The sequence below is a fragment of the Paraburkholderia tropica genome (genome assembly GCF_900109265.1).
Lineage (GTDB): Bacteria > Pseudomonadota > Gammaproteobacteria > Burkholderiales > Burkholderiaceae > Paraburkholderia > Paraburkholderia tropica.
Map to the genome: position 1 here is coordinate 224035 of NZ_FNZM01000012.1, position 16529 is coordinate 240563.

Sequence of the window (16529 nt, forward strand, 5' to 3'; positions counted from 1 at the left end):
CTCATTGCGCTTCGCTTCCCTGCTCGTGTTCCGGATCGTGTTCTATCTTATCCGCCTGCCGCAGATACAGCGCCGCGCGCTTCACGGCACGCACGATCTCCAGATGCGTGCCGCAGCGGCACAGATTGAAGCGCAGCGCGTCGCGTATCGCGTCTTCATCGGGCGACGGATTGCGCGCGAGGAGCGCGGTCGCGCTCATGATCATGCCGTTGAGGCAATAGCCGCACTGCGCGGCCTGTTCGTCGATAAACGCCCGCTGCACCGGATGCAGTGCGTCGAGCGTGCCGAGTCCTTCAAGCGTCGTCACTTCACGCTCGCGCGCTGCCGCCACCGGCACCACGCACGAACGCGTCGGCTGGCCGTCGACGAGCACCGTGCACGCGCCGCATTGTCCCAGCCCGCAGCCGTACTTCGGGCCGTTGAGTTCGCAGTCGTTGCGCAGGATGTAGAGCAGCGGCGTGTCGGGCGTAGCGCCCTCGATGGTGCGCGTCGTGCCGTTCACGCCGAGCGTGAGCGGCCCCGCGAAGGAAGCGGAATGCAACATGAACTGACTCGAATTTAAGGTGAGCACGGGCTGCGTGGCACAGGGCATGACTGGCTACAACCCGCTCCACCGCCCTGCGCGGCGTTCGACGAACGCGCGCACAAGACGTTATAACCCGCCGAAATTCGGCGCGCACGCGCGCGATGCACGCTATGCCGTGGCGGCCTCGCTGGCGCTCGGCGTGCGCTTCGCCTGCGGCGCAACGAGCGGCGTGTTGAACACGTCGTACGCGAACACCCACGCCGGATCTTCGTTCGTGCGCAGCCACGTATTGTTGTGCGAGACGAGTTGCACCTTCGACGCGCGCTCGGCCCGGTTCGCCTCGTACAGCGCGAACGCGCCCGCGTAATCGGTCGTGCCCACTTCGTCGAGGCAGCGCGTGAGCATGGCCGCGTCCTCGATCGCCATCGCCGCGCCTTGCGCCATATGCGGCTTCATCGGATGGCAGGCATCGCCGAGCAGCACGAGACGGCCACGGCTCCAGAGCGGCAGCGGATCGCGTTCGAGCAGCGGCCACTTGGTGATCGACGGCGACACGTCGATCAAGTTCAGCACGTCCGGGTGATAACCGTCGAACGCCTCGCGCATTTCCTCGCGGCTGCTTTCCATCATCGAAACGCCCGTGGGCCATTCGGCTTGCGGCACGCCCGTGACGTAGTAGTACTCGTCGCGCTTCTCGGTCACGTAATAAACCATCATGTGACGGTCTTCCGACCACCACTTCACGCACATGTCGTACGCGCGATTGCCGAGCAGCGACGCGGAAAACACCGCGCGATGCGCGACATAACCCGTATAACGCGGCGGTTCCGCGCCCAGCAGATGCTCGCGGATCTTCGAGTTCACGCCGTCCGCGCCGATCACGATGTCGGCGGTTTCCACGCTGCCGTCGGCGAACGTCAGGCGCACTTCGCTGCCCGTATCCTCCACCGCGCTCAGGCACTTGCCGAACGCGATCGTGCCCGGCGCGACGGCGTCGGTCATCAGCTTGTGGAAGTCGCCGCGATGCACGGTCAGGTAGCTCGCGCCATAGGTCTTGAGCGCGTAGTCGCCGAGCGGAATCTGCGAAATCGCTTCGGCCGTTTTCGAGTCGCGGCTGTACCAGTAGTCGGGGTGCGAGCCCATGACGTTGAGCGCGTCCTCGCAGCCGATGCGACGCATGATCTTCATGACGTTCGGCCCGAGGTGGATGCCCGCGCCGAGACGCGAAAACGCGGGTGCCTGCTCGTAAAGGCGGACGTCGTGGCCGCGGCGCTGCATCAGCGCGGCGGCTGCCACGCCGCCCAGGCCTGCGCCGATGATGGCGATACGGGGTTTGCTCATGATTTCTCCAGGTCGTGCGCCCACGCGGCAAACGCGCCGCCGGGTCGGGTTGAGTTCGAGGTCTGCCGAGGTGAAATGTAGCGTACACATTAGAAAATAAATCGGCAAGCGGAAACTTTCCCTGGCCGTATCGCGGACTGAAACAGCATTCAATCGCTATATATGAAGCAATGCACGTGAACGATTAATTTTCCACGTTGCACATTTAAAACGTACACACTAGACTTTGCCAAGATTTCGACGACGCCTGCGCCCGCCGGGTTTCGTCGCCGCCCAACTGCAATGGAGTGAGCGTCATGAGCAAGACCTACCGCATCGGCCAGATCGTGCCGAGCTCGAACACCACGATGGAAACCGAGATTCCGGCGATGCTGCGTCTGCGCGAAGCGATCCGCCCCGAGCGCTTCACGTTCCATTCGAGCCGCATGCGCATGAAGAAGGTCGTCAAGGAAGAGCTGGCCGCGATGGATGCGGAGTCGGACCGCTGCGCCGTCGAGCTTTCCGATGCGCGCGTCGACGTGCTCGGTTATGCGTGCCTCGTCGCGATCATGGCGATGGGCCGCGGCTATCACCGCGTTTCGCAGGCGCGTCTCACGAAGCACACGGCGGAGAACGGCGCGGCCGCGCCGGTGCTCACGAGCGCGGGCGCGCTCGTCGACGCGCTCAAGGTGATCGGTGCGAAACGCATCGTGGTGGTCGCGCCGTACATGAAGCCGCTCACGGAACTCGTGGTCGATTACATCCGGCACGAAGGCTACGAAGTGCTCGACTGGCGCGCGCTCGAAATCCCCGACAACCTCGAAGTCGGCCGTCACGATCCGGCGCGCCTGCCCGAGATCGTCAAGACGCTCGATTACGCCGATGCCGATGCGATCGTGTTGTCCGCCTGCGTGCAGATGCCGTCGCTGGCCGCCGTCGCGAAAGTCGAAGCGATGACCGGCAAGCCCGTGATCACCGCCGCCATCGCCACCACCTACGCGATGCTGCGCGAACTCGATCTCGAACCCATCGTACCGGGCGCGGGCGCGCTGCTTTCGGGCGCGTATTGAGCGGCCGTCTTTTATCGATCCGTCACGTAGTCACGCAGTAACGCAACCGGAGCCCTCATGTCCAGCACGTTTCTCTACGGCGCGAACGTTCACGCGAACGGCATCCGCCAGCACTATCTGCGCTACGGCGGCGCGCAAGGCGAACGCGCCGCGCGGCCCGCGGTCATCGTCATTCCCGGCATCACGAGTCCGGCCATCACGTGGGGCTTCGTCGGCGAGGTGTTCGGCGCGACGTTCGACACCTATGTGATCGACGTGCGCGGACGCGGCCTCTCCGAAGCATCGGCCACGCTCGATTACGGTCTCGATGCGCAAGCCGCCGACGTGGTCGCGCTCGCCGCCGCGCTCGGGCTCGAACGCTATGCGCTGGTCGGTCATTCGATGGGCGCGCGCATCGCCGCGCGTGCCGCGTTGCAGGCGAACGGCGCGCTCGAATCGGTAGTGCTCGTCGATCCGCCGGTCTCGGGTCCGGGACGTCGCGACTATCCGGGCAAGCTGCCGTGGTATGTCGATTCGATGGCGCTCGCGCGTCAGGGCATCGACGCCGAAGGCATGCGCGCGTTCTGCCCCACGTGGACCGACGAAGAATTGCGTCTGCGCGCCGAATGGCTGCATACCTGCGACGAGCGCGCCGTGCTCGCCTCGTACGCGGGCTTCCATACCGACGACTTCCACGCGGACGCCGCGCAACTGACGCTGCCCGCGCTGCTCATCACCGCCGGGCGCGGCGACGTGGTGCGCGACGAAGACGTCGCCGACTTGCAGCGCGCCACGCCCGCGCTGCAGCACGTGCGCGTGCCCGACGCGGGCCACATGATTCCGTGGGACAACGCCGCCGGTTTCTACGCGGCATTCGGCGACTTTCTCGGCGCACCGCTCGCGCAGCAAGCCGAATCTGTTACCGCCGCCGTTACTGTTTAAACCGCAACGCTCACCGGAGAACGCACGATGCCCGTCAGCGACCATCAACTGATCGAAGCGTGGAAAGAAGTGCTCACGCTCTCGCGCCTCGAAGCCGGCCAGACCGTCACGATCCTCACGAGCGTCGCCACGCATGCGCAAACACTCGCGTGCGCGCTGATCGCCACGCAGTCGATGGGCGCGATCGTCAACCGGCTCGACCTGCCGCCCGTGAACGGCGAAAAAGCCTTCAGCCGCGACTCGCTCGCATGGCTCGGCACCACGCCGCTCACGGGCAATCACGCCGCCATCGCGGCGCTCAAGGCAAGCGATCTCGTGCTCGATCTGATGACGCTGCTCTTTTCGCCCGAGCAGCACGACATCCTCAAGTCGGGCACGAAAATCCTGCTCGCCGTCGAGCCGCCCGAAGTGCTCGCGCGTCTCGTGCCGACGCTGGAGGATCGCGAGCGCGTGCTGGCCGCCGCGAAAAAAATCGGCGCGGCGCGCGAGATGCGCGTGAGTTCGCCCGCGGGCACGGCGCTCGTGTGTCCGCTCGGCGAGTTCGGTCCGACCGCCGAATACGGCTTCGTCGACGAACCGGGCCGCTGGGATCACTGGCCGAGCGGTTTCGCGCTCACGTATCCCGACGACCGCACCGCGCGCGGCACCATCGTGATCGATCGCGGCGACATCCTGCTGCCGCAAAAGCGCTACGTGACGGAGCCGATCGTGCTGACCGTCGAAGGCGGCTACGCGACGAAGATCGAAGGCGGCGTCGACGCCGCGCTGCTGCGCGATTACATGGAAACGTTCAACGATCCCGAAGGCTATGCGATCTCGCACATCGGCTGGGGATTGCAGCCGCGCGCGCGCTGGTCGACGCTCGGCCTCTACGATCGCGAGGCGACCATCGGCATGGACGCGCGCGCGTTCGAAGGCAACTTCCTGTTCTCGCTCGGGCCGAACAACGAAGGCGGCGGCTCGCGCACCACGACCTGCCATATCGACATTCCGCTGCGCAACTGCACCGTCAAGCTCGACGACGACACCGTCGTGCGCGACGGCCGCATCGTGCGCTGAGCGCCCATTCATACGCAGAACATCTGACATGAACGATCACGCACATCACGGCGATCACGCCGAAGCCGCCGTCTATCGCCAGCAAGGTTTCGGCACGCCGCTGCCAGTGAAGGGCAACATCGGCCTGCTCATCATCGACTTCGTGGTGGGTTTCGCGGACCCGAACACCTTCGGCGGCGGCAATATAGCGCCCGCCATCGCCCGCACGCAAACCGCGCTCGCGCTCGCACGCGAGCACGGCTGGCCGGTCGCGCACAGCCGCATCGTCTACGCGGCGGACGGCAGCGACGACAACGTGTTCTCGCTGAAAGTGCCGGGCATGGCCACGCTCACCGAGGACCATCCGAACAGCGCGATCGTGCCCGAGCTGACGCCCGCGCGCGGCGAACTCGTGGTGCGCAAGACCGTGCCCTCGGCGTTCTTCGGCACGCAACTCGCGCCGTGGCTCGCGCAGCGCGCGGTGCAGACGCTGCTGGTCGCCGGCGCGGTGACGAGCGGCTGCGTGCGCGCGAGCGTCGTCGATGCGATGTCGCATGGCTTCCGCCCGCTCGTGCTCTCCGATTGCGTGGGCGACCGCGCGATCGAGCCGCACAACGCCAACCTCTTCGACATGCAGCAGAAGTACGCGGCCGTGATGCCGCTCGACGAGGCCATTGCCGCGATCGAGGCCGCGCGGCGCTGAACGCGGCTCGCTGGTCGTGCATTCGCCGCTCGTCGTTTGACGTGTGTTTTTTGGCGACGTAGCGTCACGTACACGCGCTCGCGCGAAGACGCGATCAACGCAAGTCCCGCCCGACGTCACGCGCGCCGCCACAGGAACTCTCTGCCGTGAACCGCTCCGAACTGCTCGCGCGCGCGAGCTGCCTCACTGTCGTGCGCCAGCCCGCACCGCCCGTCAAGCCCGCGCCCGGCCAGCCGGGCAGCCTCTCGTCGTTCGTGCCCGAGGTGCCGGAAGTGTTCGTCGCCGTGCTCGACGACGGCCGCATTCTCGCGTTCAACGGTCACGTCGATCTCGGCACGGGCATCCGCACCTCGCTCGCGCAGATCGTCGCCGAGGAACTCGACGTGCCCGCCGCGCGCGTGGTGATGCAGCTCGGTCATACCGCCGCCACGCCGAATCAGGGGCCGACCATCGCGAGCGCCTCGATCCAGATTTCGGCGACGCCGCTGCGTTGCGCGGCGGCGCAGGCGCGCCTCGCACTGCTCGAACTCGCGGCGCAGCACTTCGGCGCGCCCGTCGACGCCCTCGCGACCGACAACGCCGAAGTCTTTTTCGCCGATGCCGATCACGCCAACACCGGGGACAAGCCGGGCGACACGCGCCGCGTGAGCTTCGCGCAACTCGTCGCGGGCCGCCGCATCGCGCTCGATCTCGACCTCAAGGTCGCGGTCAAGGATCCGTCGACGTATCGCGTGATCGGCAAGTCGTCGCCGCGCGTGGACATCCCCGCGAAGGCCACGGGCGCGCTCACCTTCGTGCACGACATGCGCGTGCCCGGCATGCTGCACGGCCGCGTCGTGCGCCCGCCCTATCACGGCCTCGACAGCGGCGCGTTCGTCGGCAAGCTGCTCGAGCACGTCGATCGCGAATCGGTGGCACATGTGCCGGGGTTGCGCGCCGTGGTCGTGAGCGGCGACTTCGTCGGCGTGGTCTGCGAGCGCGAGGAGCAAGCCATCCGCGCGGCGCGCGAGCTGCGCGTGACGTGGAAGCCGATGCCCGCGCTGCCCTCGCTCGACGATCCCGGCGCGGCCATCCTCGCCGCTCCCGCCACGCGCCGCCCGCTGCTCGAAGAAGGCGATGTCGACGCTGCGCGCACGGCGCCCGGCGCGCTCACCCTCACGCGCACTTACGTGTGGCCGTATCAGATGCACGGTTCGATCGGACCGTCGTGCGCGCTCGCCGATTATCGCGAGCCGGGCGCGGGGCGCATCACCGTGTGGTCGGGCACGCAGAATCCGGTCTCGCTGCGCTACGACCTCGCGACGCTCGTGGGCCGCGACGAGGCCGACATCGACATCGTCCGCATGGAAGCCGCGGGCTGCTACGGCCGCAATTGCGCCGACGACGTCTGCGGCGACGCGCTGCTGCTCTCACGCGCGGTACAGGCGCCCGTGCGCGTGCAGCTCACGCGCGCCGACGAACACGCGTGGGAACCCAAGGGTACGGGTCAGGTAGTCGAAGTGACCGGCACGGTCTCGCGCGAAGGCCGCATGACGGGCTACGACTTTCGCACGCGCTATCCGTCGAACGACGCGCCGCTGCTCGCCGCGCTGCTCACGGGCGTCGTGCCGGGCGAGCAGCCGCGCGTGTTCGAAATGGGCGATCGCACGGCCGTCTCGCCGTATGTGAGCGAGAACCGCCGCTTTGTCTGCGAGGATCTCGCGCCGCTCGTGCGCTCGTCGTGGTTTCGCGGCGTCTCCGCGCTGCCTAATTCATTCGCGCACGATGCGTTCGCCGACGAACTCGCGGCGCAAGCCGGCGTCGATCCACTCGACTTCCGGCTGCGTCATCTCCAGGATGCGCGCGCCGCCGAATTGCTCGAAGCGGTTGCGCAACGTGCGGGCTGGAAGGCGCGCGTGACACGCGCCGCGTTGCCGAACGACACCGAGCGCCACGCACGCGGACGCGGCATCGCTTACGCGCGCTACGTGCATAGCCGCTTCCCGGGCTTCGGCGCGGCGTGGTCGGCGTGGGTGGTCGATCTCGTGGTGGACCGCGTGACCGGCGAGGTGCGCGTGGAGCGTCTCACCGTGGGTCAGGACACGGGCACGATGGTGAATCCGGACGGCGTGCGTCATCAGATTCACGGCAATGTGATTCAGGTGCTGAGCCGCTCGCTGAAGGAGCGCGTACGCTTCGCCGATGGCAAGGTGGCGAGCCGCGAATGGGGCAGCTACCCCATCCTGACCTTCCCCGAACTGCCCGCCGTGGACGTGGTGCTGATGCCGCGCCAGGGCGAGCCGCCGATGGGCGCGGGCGAGTCGGCCTCGGTGCCGGGACCGGCCGCGCTGGCGAATGCGATTTTCGATGCGACCGGCGTGCGCTTCTACGCGCCGCCCTTCACGCCCGACACGATCCGCGCAGGCTTGCGCGCGGCGGGCCAGTTACTCGACGCGCGCCACGCGGAGGCGGTGAGCGCGCGTTAATCGTGCGCCCGCTTATCGCGCGCTATTTACAACCTTATTCGCCGTCCGACTCCATCATCTTGCGCAGCAAAAACAGCAGCGCCACGCGCTCGCCCGCATTGAGTTCGCCGTAGGTGCGCTCGGTCACCTGCTTTGCGAACGGCACCGTGCGCTCGATGAGCGCGAGCCCGGCGGGCGTGGCGCGGACGAGCAGCTTGCGGCCGTCGTTGGGGTCGGGCAGCACTTCGATGAGCGCGCGCGACTTCAGGCGCTCGACCACGCCGCGAATGGTGGCCTGGTCGATGGCCGTGGTCTTGACGATGTCGTTGAGCGAGCAGCCCTGCTTTTCCTTCACGGCGCACAGCGTGACGAACTGCGCGGCGGTGAGGTCGGAATCGGGAATGGCTTCCTGGAAGATCGAAACGTGACGCTGATAGGCGCGGCGCAGCAGATGGCCCACCTGATCGTGGAAGTCGTATGAGTCCTTGGGAGACGGCATGAAGGTTCGGCCCGAAACGGCTTGTTGGCGAAAAAATGTAGTGTACACCTTAGACATTCACGCCCGATACGCGCACCTTCTCGCCATTTGCGTTCGATCATCCGCGCATTCGTCGCGCCGACGCAGGGTCGGAAACGAACGAACGTTCCAGAAGGCGCGCGAGACGCAGGATTCGCGCCCGATTCGATCCAGCGTCAACGCTACTAATTCGAGCGTATTCGCACAAATTTAGTGCTGAACGAGCACCATCTTCCGGCACGAACATGATTACCTTTAAGGCACGAAATCACCTTATTTACAGGCTGAAATTCTCGCAGCGACACGCCTGATGAAAATGCCTATCCGCTTTCATCGGCAAGAATATTTAGAGCGTATACGCTTATATTTTGACATGCTATACAGTCATCTGTGAGCGCTCGATGTGTGCACGCATCGGACGACTAACTTCCATCCGCTTCATCCCACCAGGGAGCCTTCCATGTCAACCGTGCAATCCGGCAGCGCCACACTTTCACCTGCCGGCGCCCAACACGGCGAGCTATACCGCAAGGTCACGTTCCGCCTCATCACGATCTTCTGTCTGTGTTATTTCGCGGCCTACCTGGACCGGATCAACATCGGCCTCGCGAAGCTGCAGATGCTCGACGCGCTCAAGTTCAGCGACACGATCTACGGTCTCGGCGCCGGCCTGTTCTTCGCGGGCTACATCCTCTTCGAGGTGCCGAGCAACCTGATTCTGCAGCGCGTGGGCGCGAAGCTGTGGATCGCGCGCATCATGATCACGTGGGGCATTCTGTCCGGCGCGACGATGTTCGTGACCACGCCGATGCAGTTCTACATCGTGCGCTTCCTGCTGGGCGTGGCCGAAGCGGGCTTCCTGCCCGGCGTGCTGCTGTACCTCACGCAGTGGTATCCGGATGCACGGCGCGCGCGCATCGTCGCGCTGTTCATGGTTGGCCTGCCGCTCTCCAGCATGATCGGCAGCCCGATCTCGGGCTGGATCATGCGCTTCTTCGACGGCGCACACGGTCTCGGCGGCTGGCAATGGCTGTTCTTCATCGAGGCGCTGCCTTCGGTGCTGCTCGGTCTCGCGATCCTGCGCTGGCTGCCCAACAACATCGAATCGGCGAAATGGCTCGACGCGCAGGAAAAGAAGACCTTGCGCGCGAATCTCGATGCCGATCCCACCGGCGGCAAGAGTCACGCGCTCGGCAAAGCCTTCGTCGATCCGAAAGTGTGGGCGCTCGGCCTGATCGATCTGTGCGTGCTGCTCGGCCTCTACGCCGTGAGTTTCTGGCTGCCGACGATCCTGCGCGACACCGGCGTGAAAGACACCTACACGATCGGCTGGCTGATGGCCGTGCCCAACGCCGCCGCCGTGATCGCCACGCTCTGGTGCGGCGCGAGTTCGGACCGTCTGCGCGAACGCCGCTGGCATATCGTCGTGCCCTTCCTCGTTTCGGCCGTGGCGCTGGCCGTCGCGGCGGGCGGCTCGCACGGCACGCTGTCGACCGTGCTGCTGTTCTCGCTCGTGAACGCGGGCGCGGCGGCGGCCATGCCGGTCGTATGGTCTTTGCCCTCGACGTTTCTCAAGGGCTCGGCGGCGGCAGGCGGCATCGCGTTTGCATGCTCGATCGCGAATCTGGGCGGCTTCGGCAGCACCTATTTCATCGGCTGGCTGCGCGATACGTTCCATTCGCAAAGCGCGGGGCTCTATGGTTTCGCCCTGTGCATGGTGATCGGCTGCGCGCTTGCGCTTTCGTATCCGAAGCAGGTCGTCAACCGTTGATGACAACCACGGCGTGGCGCGTGCGAATGCATTGAAACTGGCGCTTTAAGCGCGACGTATCACACAACACGAAGTCTGAAGAATACGCATCGCCGCCTTTCCCCGGGCGGCGATGCGTTTTTCATTGGACGCAAACATTCAGCAGCACGCATCAATCGTGCGAGCACGATCGTTCATACGCATCGCGCATCGACGGCACATGTATCGCGCATCCACGGGAAAAAATGCGTCCTTGCCCGGATGGACTTATCGCGGCATCCATGCCAGATTGCCTTTTCATGTGCGCCATCCACGACGATGGCGCGCGGCTTCACTCACAACGGGGGACAGTGTGCAGCCTTTCGTCGACGCCCCTGCCCACGCAGGCTGAATGACGATGAGCATCGATTGCGCCAGCCCGCCGCGCATCGTCGTGCTCGGCGCGGGGCCCGCGGGCGCCGCCGTCGCGCGCGCACTCGCCACGCTCGGCTATGTTGTGCAGGTGGTCAGCGACTGGCGCCGTTTCGATGCGGTCGAGTCGCTGTCTGCACGCGTCATCGAAGGCTTGCGTCACGCGAATCTGCATCGCGCCGCCAGCTGCGCGATCGGACCTTGCACGCGCACCACGCTCTGGAACGGTGCCCTGCAAACGCTTAACGCAGAGTTTCTCGTCGAGCGCCGCGCGTTCGACCGGGCGCTGCGCGACGACCTGCGCAGCGTAGGCGTCGACGTGATCGAAGCGAATGTGCGGACGCTGCAATCGTCGTCGAGCGGCCACGATCTGATGATCGATACCGCCGACGGCCCGCTTTCGCTGCGCGCCGATTTTCTCGTCGAAGCGCGCGGGCGACTCGCGCCCCTCATGCGTGACGCCACGCGCGGCCCGCAAACGCTCAGCCTGCTCAATAGCTGGGACGGCCAGCCCGGTCGCGCGGCTTGCGCCGTCGAAAGTCTCCAGGACGGCTGGGCGTGGATGGCGCGCCTGCCCGACGGCCGCTGTTACTGGCAAATGACGCTCGACGTGGCGAGCGCGGAACTGCCGCAACGCGACGAGTTGCTCGCGTTTTGCGCGCGCATGCGCCACGCGCCGCTCGCCGGCGACTTCTTCGCGGGCGACACCGACACCGACGCGCGTCTCTACGCGCGCAGCAGCACGGCCACGCTCTGCGGACGCACGGCCGCAAGCAACTGGCTGCGCGTCGGCGACGCGGCCATGGCCGTCGATCCGCTCGCGGGCAACGGCATCTTCCAGTCGCTGTCCACGGCCTTGCAGGCGCCCGCCGTGATCCACACGCTGCTGCGCTGCCCCGAACGCGCGCCGCTTGCGCTGCGCTTTCATCAGCAACGTATCGAACAGTTGTTCACGCGATTCGCGCGCGCCGGACGTGACATCTACGCACTCGAACGGCGCTGGGCCTTACGCCCGTTCTGGGAAACGCGCCGCATCTGGCCCGATGACGAACCCTCGCAATCGAGCGCCGATTTCAGCCAGCTCGTGATCGAACGCGCGCCCGTGATCGACGGCGATCTGATCGCCGAAGCCGAGGTGGTCGTCACGCCGGATCAGCCGCTCGGCGTCTGGCATTTGCAAGGCGTGCCGCTCGCGCCCATCGTCGAAGCCTTGCGCAAACAGCCCGCCGAACAGGTTCTCAAATCGCTCGATGCGGAGCAGGCGCGCATGGTGCGCCACTGGCTTTCCGCGCACGGCTATCCGCAGCCTTTCGCGTGAGGGTTCGGTGTCGCGATTCAGTGTCGTGATTCAGGTCTTTCATTGCGTCACGCTTCCGCCATTTTCATCACGCGAACTGAAACGTCTCGCGCGTTTGTTTCGCGAATGTGCACATGCACAGCTCGCGGACGTCAATTGCGCAGGATGGCGCCATCGCTTTCGCATCCTCTCTATACTCGTGCGCGTGTCCGGGCCAGTCTGCCGCGCACGTATGCATCCGTCTGATCACGCAGAGTTCCGTCACCGGTCGCCGTCTTCGCCACGCCGCCAAGCGGCGCGCGAGACCCCGCGGCTGCGGCGTGACTTTCTCGCTGTTTTTCTTCCCTGCTTGAACCAGGAGAGCCGCAGATGAGCACGTTCACCACTCGCGATGGCACGTCGATTTTTTATAAGGACTGGGGCAGCGGACGCCCGGTCGTCTTCTCGCACGGCTGGCCGTTGTCCGCCGATGCGTGGGACGCGCAGATGCTCTTTCTCGTGCAGAAAGGCTTTCGCACCATCGCCCACGATCGGCGCGGCCACGGCCGCTCGGACCAGCCCGCCAAGGGCAACGACATGGACACCTGGGCCGACGACCTCGCCGAGCTGCTCGACAAGCTCGACGTGAAGGACGCCACGCTCGTCGGCCATTCGACGGGCGGCGGCGAAGTTGCGCATTACATCGGCCGTCACGGCACGAAGCGCGTGGCAGGCGCGGTGCTGATCGGCGCGGTGCCGCCGATCATGATCAAGAGCGAGAAGAATCCGGGCGGCCTGCCGAAAGAAGTGTTCGACAACATCCGCAGGGGCGTCGTCGACAACCGCTCGCAATTCTTCAAGGATCTCGCGGTGCCGTTCTTCGGCTTCAATCGCGAAGGCGCGAAAGTCTCGCAAGGCACGATCGATTCGTTCTGGCAACAAGGCATGTGGGGCGGCATCCTCGCGCTTTATGAATGCGTGCACGAATTCTCGGAAGTCGATTACACCGAGGATCTGAAGAAGTTCGACGTGCCCACGCTGATCCTGCATGGCGACGACGACCAGATCGTGCCGATCGACGACGCGGGCAAGCTCTCGGCGAAGATCGTCAAGGACGCCACGCTCAAGATCTATCCAGGCGCGCCGCACGGCATGTGCACGACGGAAGCCGACAAGGTCAACGCGGATTTGCTGGCGTTTTTGAATCGCGGGTGAAAGCGCGGTTTATCCGTGCGGCCTGACGCCCCCGTGCTGCTCAGCGGCCGCGACGAAACAGGCGCGCCGCCTCGCGGCGGCCGCTTTTTCGCATCCAGACCTCCCGACCGATCGCCATGGCCCGCGCTTGCGGCATGCGGGCGAGACCGCCGGCATCGAGTGTAGTACGACGTTTGCATACGATCGGCTGGCAATCAGGCCGCTCACGCTGCCACGACCGTCTGATCGGGAACAAAACGCGACTACCGACAACGACCTGACGAGCGCGACGCACACCGTCGGCCGTCCTGCCAAACCGCGTCGGAGAGATCGGCTTCCGACCATTCGACATTGGTGAATTGGCCGTCGCGTGAGGCATTGGTGAAATCCGCAGTGGCATGCGTGTTGGGCGGGACGACCCTGTTCGGTCGGACAGCCGCTGCCCTCGCCTTTTGCGGCATTTGAGGGGAGCCGAGGTTGAGTTCGGCTTTCGCGCCGCGCCCCACCTGAGCAATTCGGCATTCACGAACAACCGCCGTCGAATCGCCCCATCGATCTACCCCAATAATTTTTCCGCACCGCAACACGACCAACACCCTTCGAATATCCCACTAAACGACCAGGAAAACGACGCCGCAAATGATCTGTCCCGGAAAAAAATTCTTCTATAAGACTCATCGATTCGGTCGGCTTTTCGCAAGGGTCTTTACCAGCTTGACAGAGAATCGGGGGCCAAAACGAAAAAGGGCTCGCAGGGTCGCCAGAGGGCGGTCAACAGCCCGATTTCCCTTATGCGACGGCCATTTGGCGAGATAACGTTTTCAGCGCCGATGCCGCCCGAAGGCGGCAAACGCGACGACTTCGCGACGAAAGGACGCCACGCAACGCAATTTCACGATATGAAATCCTTGTTCGATTGGCCCCCGGACCGCTCCAAAATCAGGCAAAATCCAGGTGTTTCGCCGACTGCGCGCAGCCGGTGGTGTCACCACCCTGTTTGAGAACCCGCCAAGAAGCCGATGAGTACCCAGCAACCCACCATCATCTATACCCTGACCGATGAAGCGCCGCTGCTCGCCACCAGCGCGTTTCTGCCGATCATCCGCACCTTCGCTGCGCCGGCCGGCGTGAACGTCGAGACCAGCGATATTTCCGTGGCGGGCCGTATCCTCGGCGAGTTTCCGGAATTCCTCACGGAAGACCAGCGCGTGCCCGACAACCTGGCTGAACTGGGTCGTCTGACGCAACTGCCGGAAACCAACATCATCAAGCTGCCGAACATCAGCGCATCGGTGCCGCAGCTCGTCGCCGCGATCAAGGAACTGCAGGGCAAGGGCTACAAGATCCCCGACTTCCCCGAAGATCCGAAGACCGACGAAGAAAAGGCGATCCAGAAGCGTTATTCGAAGTGCCTCGGCTCGGCCGTGAATCCGGTCCTGCGTGAAGGCAACTCGGACCGCCGCGCGCCGCTGGCCGTCAAGAACTACGCGAAGAAGCACCCGCACAGCATGGGCGAGTGGAGCATGGCTTCGCGCACGCACGTCGCGCACATGAAGCATGGCGACTTCTACCACGGCGAAAAGTCGATCACGACCGACAAGGCGCGCGAAGTGCGCATGGAACTCGTGACGAAGAGCGGCGAGACCATCGTCCTCAAGCCGAAGGTTGCGCTGCAGGCCGGCGAAATCGTCGACAGCATGTTCATGAGCAAGAAGGCCCTGCTGGCTTTCTACGAAGACCAGATGGAAGACGCCCGCAAGACGGGCATCATGCTCTCGCTGCACGTCAAGGCGACCATGATGAAGGTCTCGCACCCGATCGTGTTCGGCCACGCCGTGCGCACGTTCTACAAGGACGCGTTCGCGAAGCACGCCAAGCTGTTCGAACAACTGGGCGTGAACGTCAACAACGGTCTCGTCGATCTGTACACGAAGATCGAAGCGCTGCCGGAATCGCAACGCGAAGAAGTCATCCGCGACATGCACGCGTGCCACGAGCACCGTCCGGCGCTGGCGATGGTCGATTCGGCCAAGGGCATCTCGAACCTGCACGCACCGAACGACGTGATCGTCGACGCCTCGATGCCCGCAATGATCCGCGCAGGCGGCAAGATGTGGGGCGCCGACGGCCGTCCGGCCGACACGAAGTGCCTGATTCCGGAAAGCACGTTCGCGCGCATCTACCAGGAAATCATCAACTTCTGCAAGACCAACGGCGCATTCGACCCGAAGACCATGGGCACGGTGCCGAACGTCGGTCTGATGGCGCAGAAGGCTGAAGAGTACGGTTCGCACGACAAGACCTACGAAATCCCGCAGGACGGCACGGCGCGCATCGTCGACAACGCCACGGGCGAAGTGCTCGACGCGCTCACGCAGCCGGTCGAGCAAGGCGACATCTGGCGCATGTGCCTCGTGAAGGACGCGCCGATCCGCGACTGGGTCAAGCTCGCCGTCACGCGTGCGAAGAACTCGAACACGCCGGCTGTGTTCTGGCTCGACCCGTATCGTCCGCACGAAAACGAAGTGATCAAGAAGGTCGAAACGTACCTGAAGGATTACGACCTGACCGGCCTCGACATCCAGATCATGTCGCAAGTCCGCGCGATGCGTTACACGCTTGAGCGCGTGATCCGCGGCCTGGACACGATCTCGGTCACCGGCAACATCCTGCGCGACTACCTGACCGACCTGTTCCCGATCATGGAACTGGGCACGTCGGCGAAGATGCTCTCGATCGTTCCGCTGATGGCCGGCGGCGGCATGTACGAAACGGGCGCGGGCGGTTCGGCGCCGAAGCACGTGCAGCAGCTGGTTCAGGAAGACCACCTGCGCTGGGACTCGCTCGGCGAATTCCTCGCGCTGGCCGTCTCGCTGGAAGACCTCGGCATCAAGACGAACAACGCGCGCGCCAAGCTGCTCGCGAAGACGCTCGACGCCGCAACCGGCAAGCTGCTCGACAACAACAAGGGCCCGTCGCCGAAGACCGGCGAGCTGGACAACCGCGGCAGCCAGTTCTATCTGTCGCTGTTCTGGGCGCAAGAACTGGCCGCGCAGAAGGACGACGCGGAACTCGCTGCTCACTTCGCGCCGCTCGCGAAGGCACTGGCCGAAAACGAGCAGAAGATCGTCGCCGAACTGGCCGCGGTTCAGGGCAAGCCGGTCGACATCGGCGGCTACTACAAGCCCGACTTCGCGAAGCTCGCGGAAGTCATGCGCCCGAGCAAGACGTTCAACGACGCGCTCGCAGCCGCAGCAAAGTAAGTGATTTCATGCGCCCCGCGCTTCGTGGGGCGTCGTGAGTTTCACGCAAAACGCCCTTGCAGCCTCACGCTGCAAGGGCGTTTTTTTATGCCTCGG

At 65.0% G+C, this 16529-nt stretch carries 12 protein-coding genes; 9 read left to right on the plus strand and 3 right to left on the minus strand.

The features are described 5' to 3' along the window. Position 1 precedes the first annotated feature (1 nt). Together BMY06_RS21475 and BMY06_RS21480 are read right to left on the minus strand one after the other, a co-directional pair. Positions 2–544, minus strand: coding sequence for a (2Fe-2S)-binding protein (locus BMY06_RS21475; RefSeq protein ID WP_074985076.1), 543 nt, complete (start codon positions 542–544; stop codon positions 2–4). Between the two features lie 150 nt (positions 545–694). Further along, a complete protein-coding gene (locus BMY06_RS21480) occupies positions 695–1867 on the minus strand; it encodes an FAD-dependent monooxygenase (protein ID WP_065059053.1) in 1173 nt (390 codons plus the stop codon). Between the two features lie 296 nt (positions 1868–2163). Here BMY06_RS21480 and BMY06_RS21485 point away from each other — a divergent pair, with 296 nt between their 5' ends. From BMY06_RS21485 to BMY06_RS21505, 5 genes are all read left to right on the plus strand, one after another. Beyond that, positions 2164–2916, plus strand: a complete 753-nt coding sequence (locus BMY06_RS21485) for a maleate cis-trans isomerase family protein (protein ID WP_065059052.1) — start codon at positions 2164–2166, stop codon at positions 2914–2916. A gap of 57 nt (positions 2917–2973) precedes the next feature. Beyond that, positions 2974–3837, plus strand: coding sequence for an alpha/beta fold hydrolase (locus BMY06_RS21490; protein ID WP_074985083.1), 864 nt, complete (start codon positions 2974–2976; stop codon positions 3835–3837). A gap of 27 nt (positions 3838–3864) precedes the next feature. Beyond that, positions 3865–4896 carry a 2,5-dihydroxypyridine 5,6-dioxygenase NicX family protein gene (locus tag BMY06_RS21495; protein WP_074985085.1) on the plus strand — a complete coding sequence of 344 codons (1032 nt, stop codon included), beginning with the start codon at positions 3865–3867 and terminating at the stop codon, positions 4894–4896. Positions 4897–4924: 28 nt separating this feature from the next. Beyond that, a complete protein-coding gene (locus tag BMY06_RS21500) occupies positions 4925–5578 on the plus strand; it encodes an isochorismatase family protein (RefSeq protein WP_065059049.1) in 654 nt (217 codons plus the stop codon). A 146-nt stretch (positions 5579–5724) separates the two neighbouring features. After that, complete coding sequence (locus tag BMY06_RS21505; RefSeq protein WP_074985086.1) at positions 5725–8043, plus strand: xanthine dehydrogenase family protein molybdopterin-binding subunit; 2319 nt, start codon at positions 5725–5727, stop codon at positions 8041–8043. Between the two features lie 34 nt (positions 8044–8077). On the opposite strand, the gene BMY06_RS21510 is transcribed toward BMY06_RS21505, so the two are convergent. Further along, positions 8078–8521, minus strand: a complete 444-nt coding sequence (locus tag BMY06_RS21510; RefSeq protein ID WP_065059047.1) for a MarR family winged helix-turn-helix transcriptional regulator — start codon at positions 8519–8521, stop codon at positions 8078–8080. A 478-nt stretch (positions 8522–8999) separates the two neighbouring features. Here BMY06_RS21510 and BMY06_RS21515 point away from each other — a divergent pair, with 478 nt between their 5' ends. The 4 genes from BMY06_RS21515 to BMY06_RS21530 all read left to right on the plus strand — a co-directional run bounded on the left by BMY06_RS21515 (position 9000) and on the right by BMY06_RS21530 (position 16433). Next, on the plus strand, positions 9000–10310 hold the full coding sequence (locus BMY06_RS21515; RefSeq protein ID WP_065059046.1) for an MFS transporter: 1311 nt from the start codon (positions 9000–9002) through the stop codon (positions 10308–10310). Between the two features lie 376 nt (positions 10311–10686). Next, the gene (qhpG, locus tag BMY06_RS21520) at positions 10687–12018 is read left to right on the plus strand and encodes a flavin-dependent monooxygenase QhpG (protein WP_074985178.1); all 1332 of its coding nucleotides are present in this window, start codon (positions 10687–10689) and stop codon (positions 12016–12018) included. Between the two features lie 348 nt (positions 12019–12366). Beyond that, the gene (locus tag BMY06_RS21525; protein ID WP_074985087.1) at positions 12367–13191 is read left to right on the plus strand and encodes an alpha/beta fold hydrolase; all 825 of its coding nucleotides are present in this window, start codon (positions 12367–12369) and stop codon (positions 13189–13191) included. Between the two features lie 998 nt (positions 13192–14189). Then, positions 14190–16433: an NADP-dependent isocitrate dehydrogenase gene (locus BMY06_RS21530; RefSeq protein WP_065059044.1), complete on the plus strand. Its 2244-nt coding sequence runs from the start codon at positions 14190–14192 to the stop codon at positions 16431–16433. Positions 16434–16529 lie beyond the last annotated feature (96 nt).

What these genes read in the sequence shown, in the direction of transcription:
- BMY06_RS21475 (WP_074985076.1), bottom strand. Translation starts at nt 544, where the DNA reads ATGTTGCATTCCGCTTCCTTCGCGGGGCCGCTCACGCTCGGCGTGAAC.
- BMY06_RS21480 (WP_065059053.1), bottom strand. Translation starts at nt 1,867, where the DNA reads ATGAGCAAACCCCGTATCGCCATCATCGGCGCAGGCCTGGGCGGCGTG.
- BMY06_RS21485 (WP_065059052.1), top strand. Translation starts at nt 2,164, where the DNA reads ATGAGCAAGACCTACCGCATCGGCCAGATCGTGCCGAGCTCGAACACC.
- BMY06_RS21490 (WP_074985083.1), top strand. Translation starts at nt 2,974, where the DNA reads ATGTCCAGCACGTTTCTCTACGGCGCGAACGTTCACGCGAACGGCATC.
- BMY06_RS21495 (WP_074985085.1), top strand. Translation starts at nt 3,865, where the DNA reads ATGCCCGTCAGCGACCATCAACTGATCGAAGCGTGGAAAGAAGTGCTC.
- BMY06_RS21500 (WP_065059049.1), top strand. Translation starts at nt 4,925, where the DNA reads ATGAACGATCACGCACATCACGGCGATCACGCCGAAGCCGCCGTCTAT.
- BMY06_RS21510 (WP_065059047.1), bottom strand. Translation starts at nt 8,521, where the DNA reads ATGCCGTCTCCCAAGGACTCATACGACTTCCACGATCAGGTGGGCCAT.
- BMY06_RS21515 (WP_065059046.1), top strand. Translation starts at nt 9,000, where the DNA reads ATGTCAACCGTGCAATCCGGCAGCGCCACACTTTCACCTGCCGGCGCC.
- qhpG (WP_074985178.1), top strand. Translation starts at nt 10,687, where the DNA reads ATGAGCATCGATTGCGCCAGCCCGCCGCGCATCGTCGTGCTCGGCGCG.
- BMY06_RS21525 (WP_074985087.1), top strand. Translation starts at nt 12,367, where the DNA reads ATGAGCACGTTCACCACTCGCGATGGCACGTCGATTTTTTATAAGGAC.
- BMY06_RS21530 (WP_065059044.1), top strand. Translation starts at nt 14,190, where the DNA reads ATGAGTACCCAGCAACCCACCATCATCTATACCCTGACCGATGAAGCG.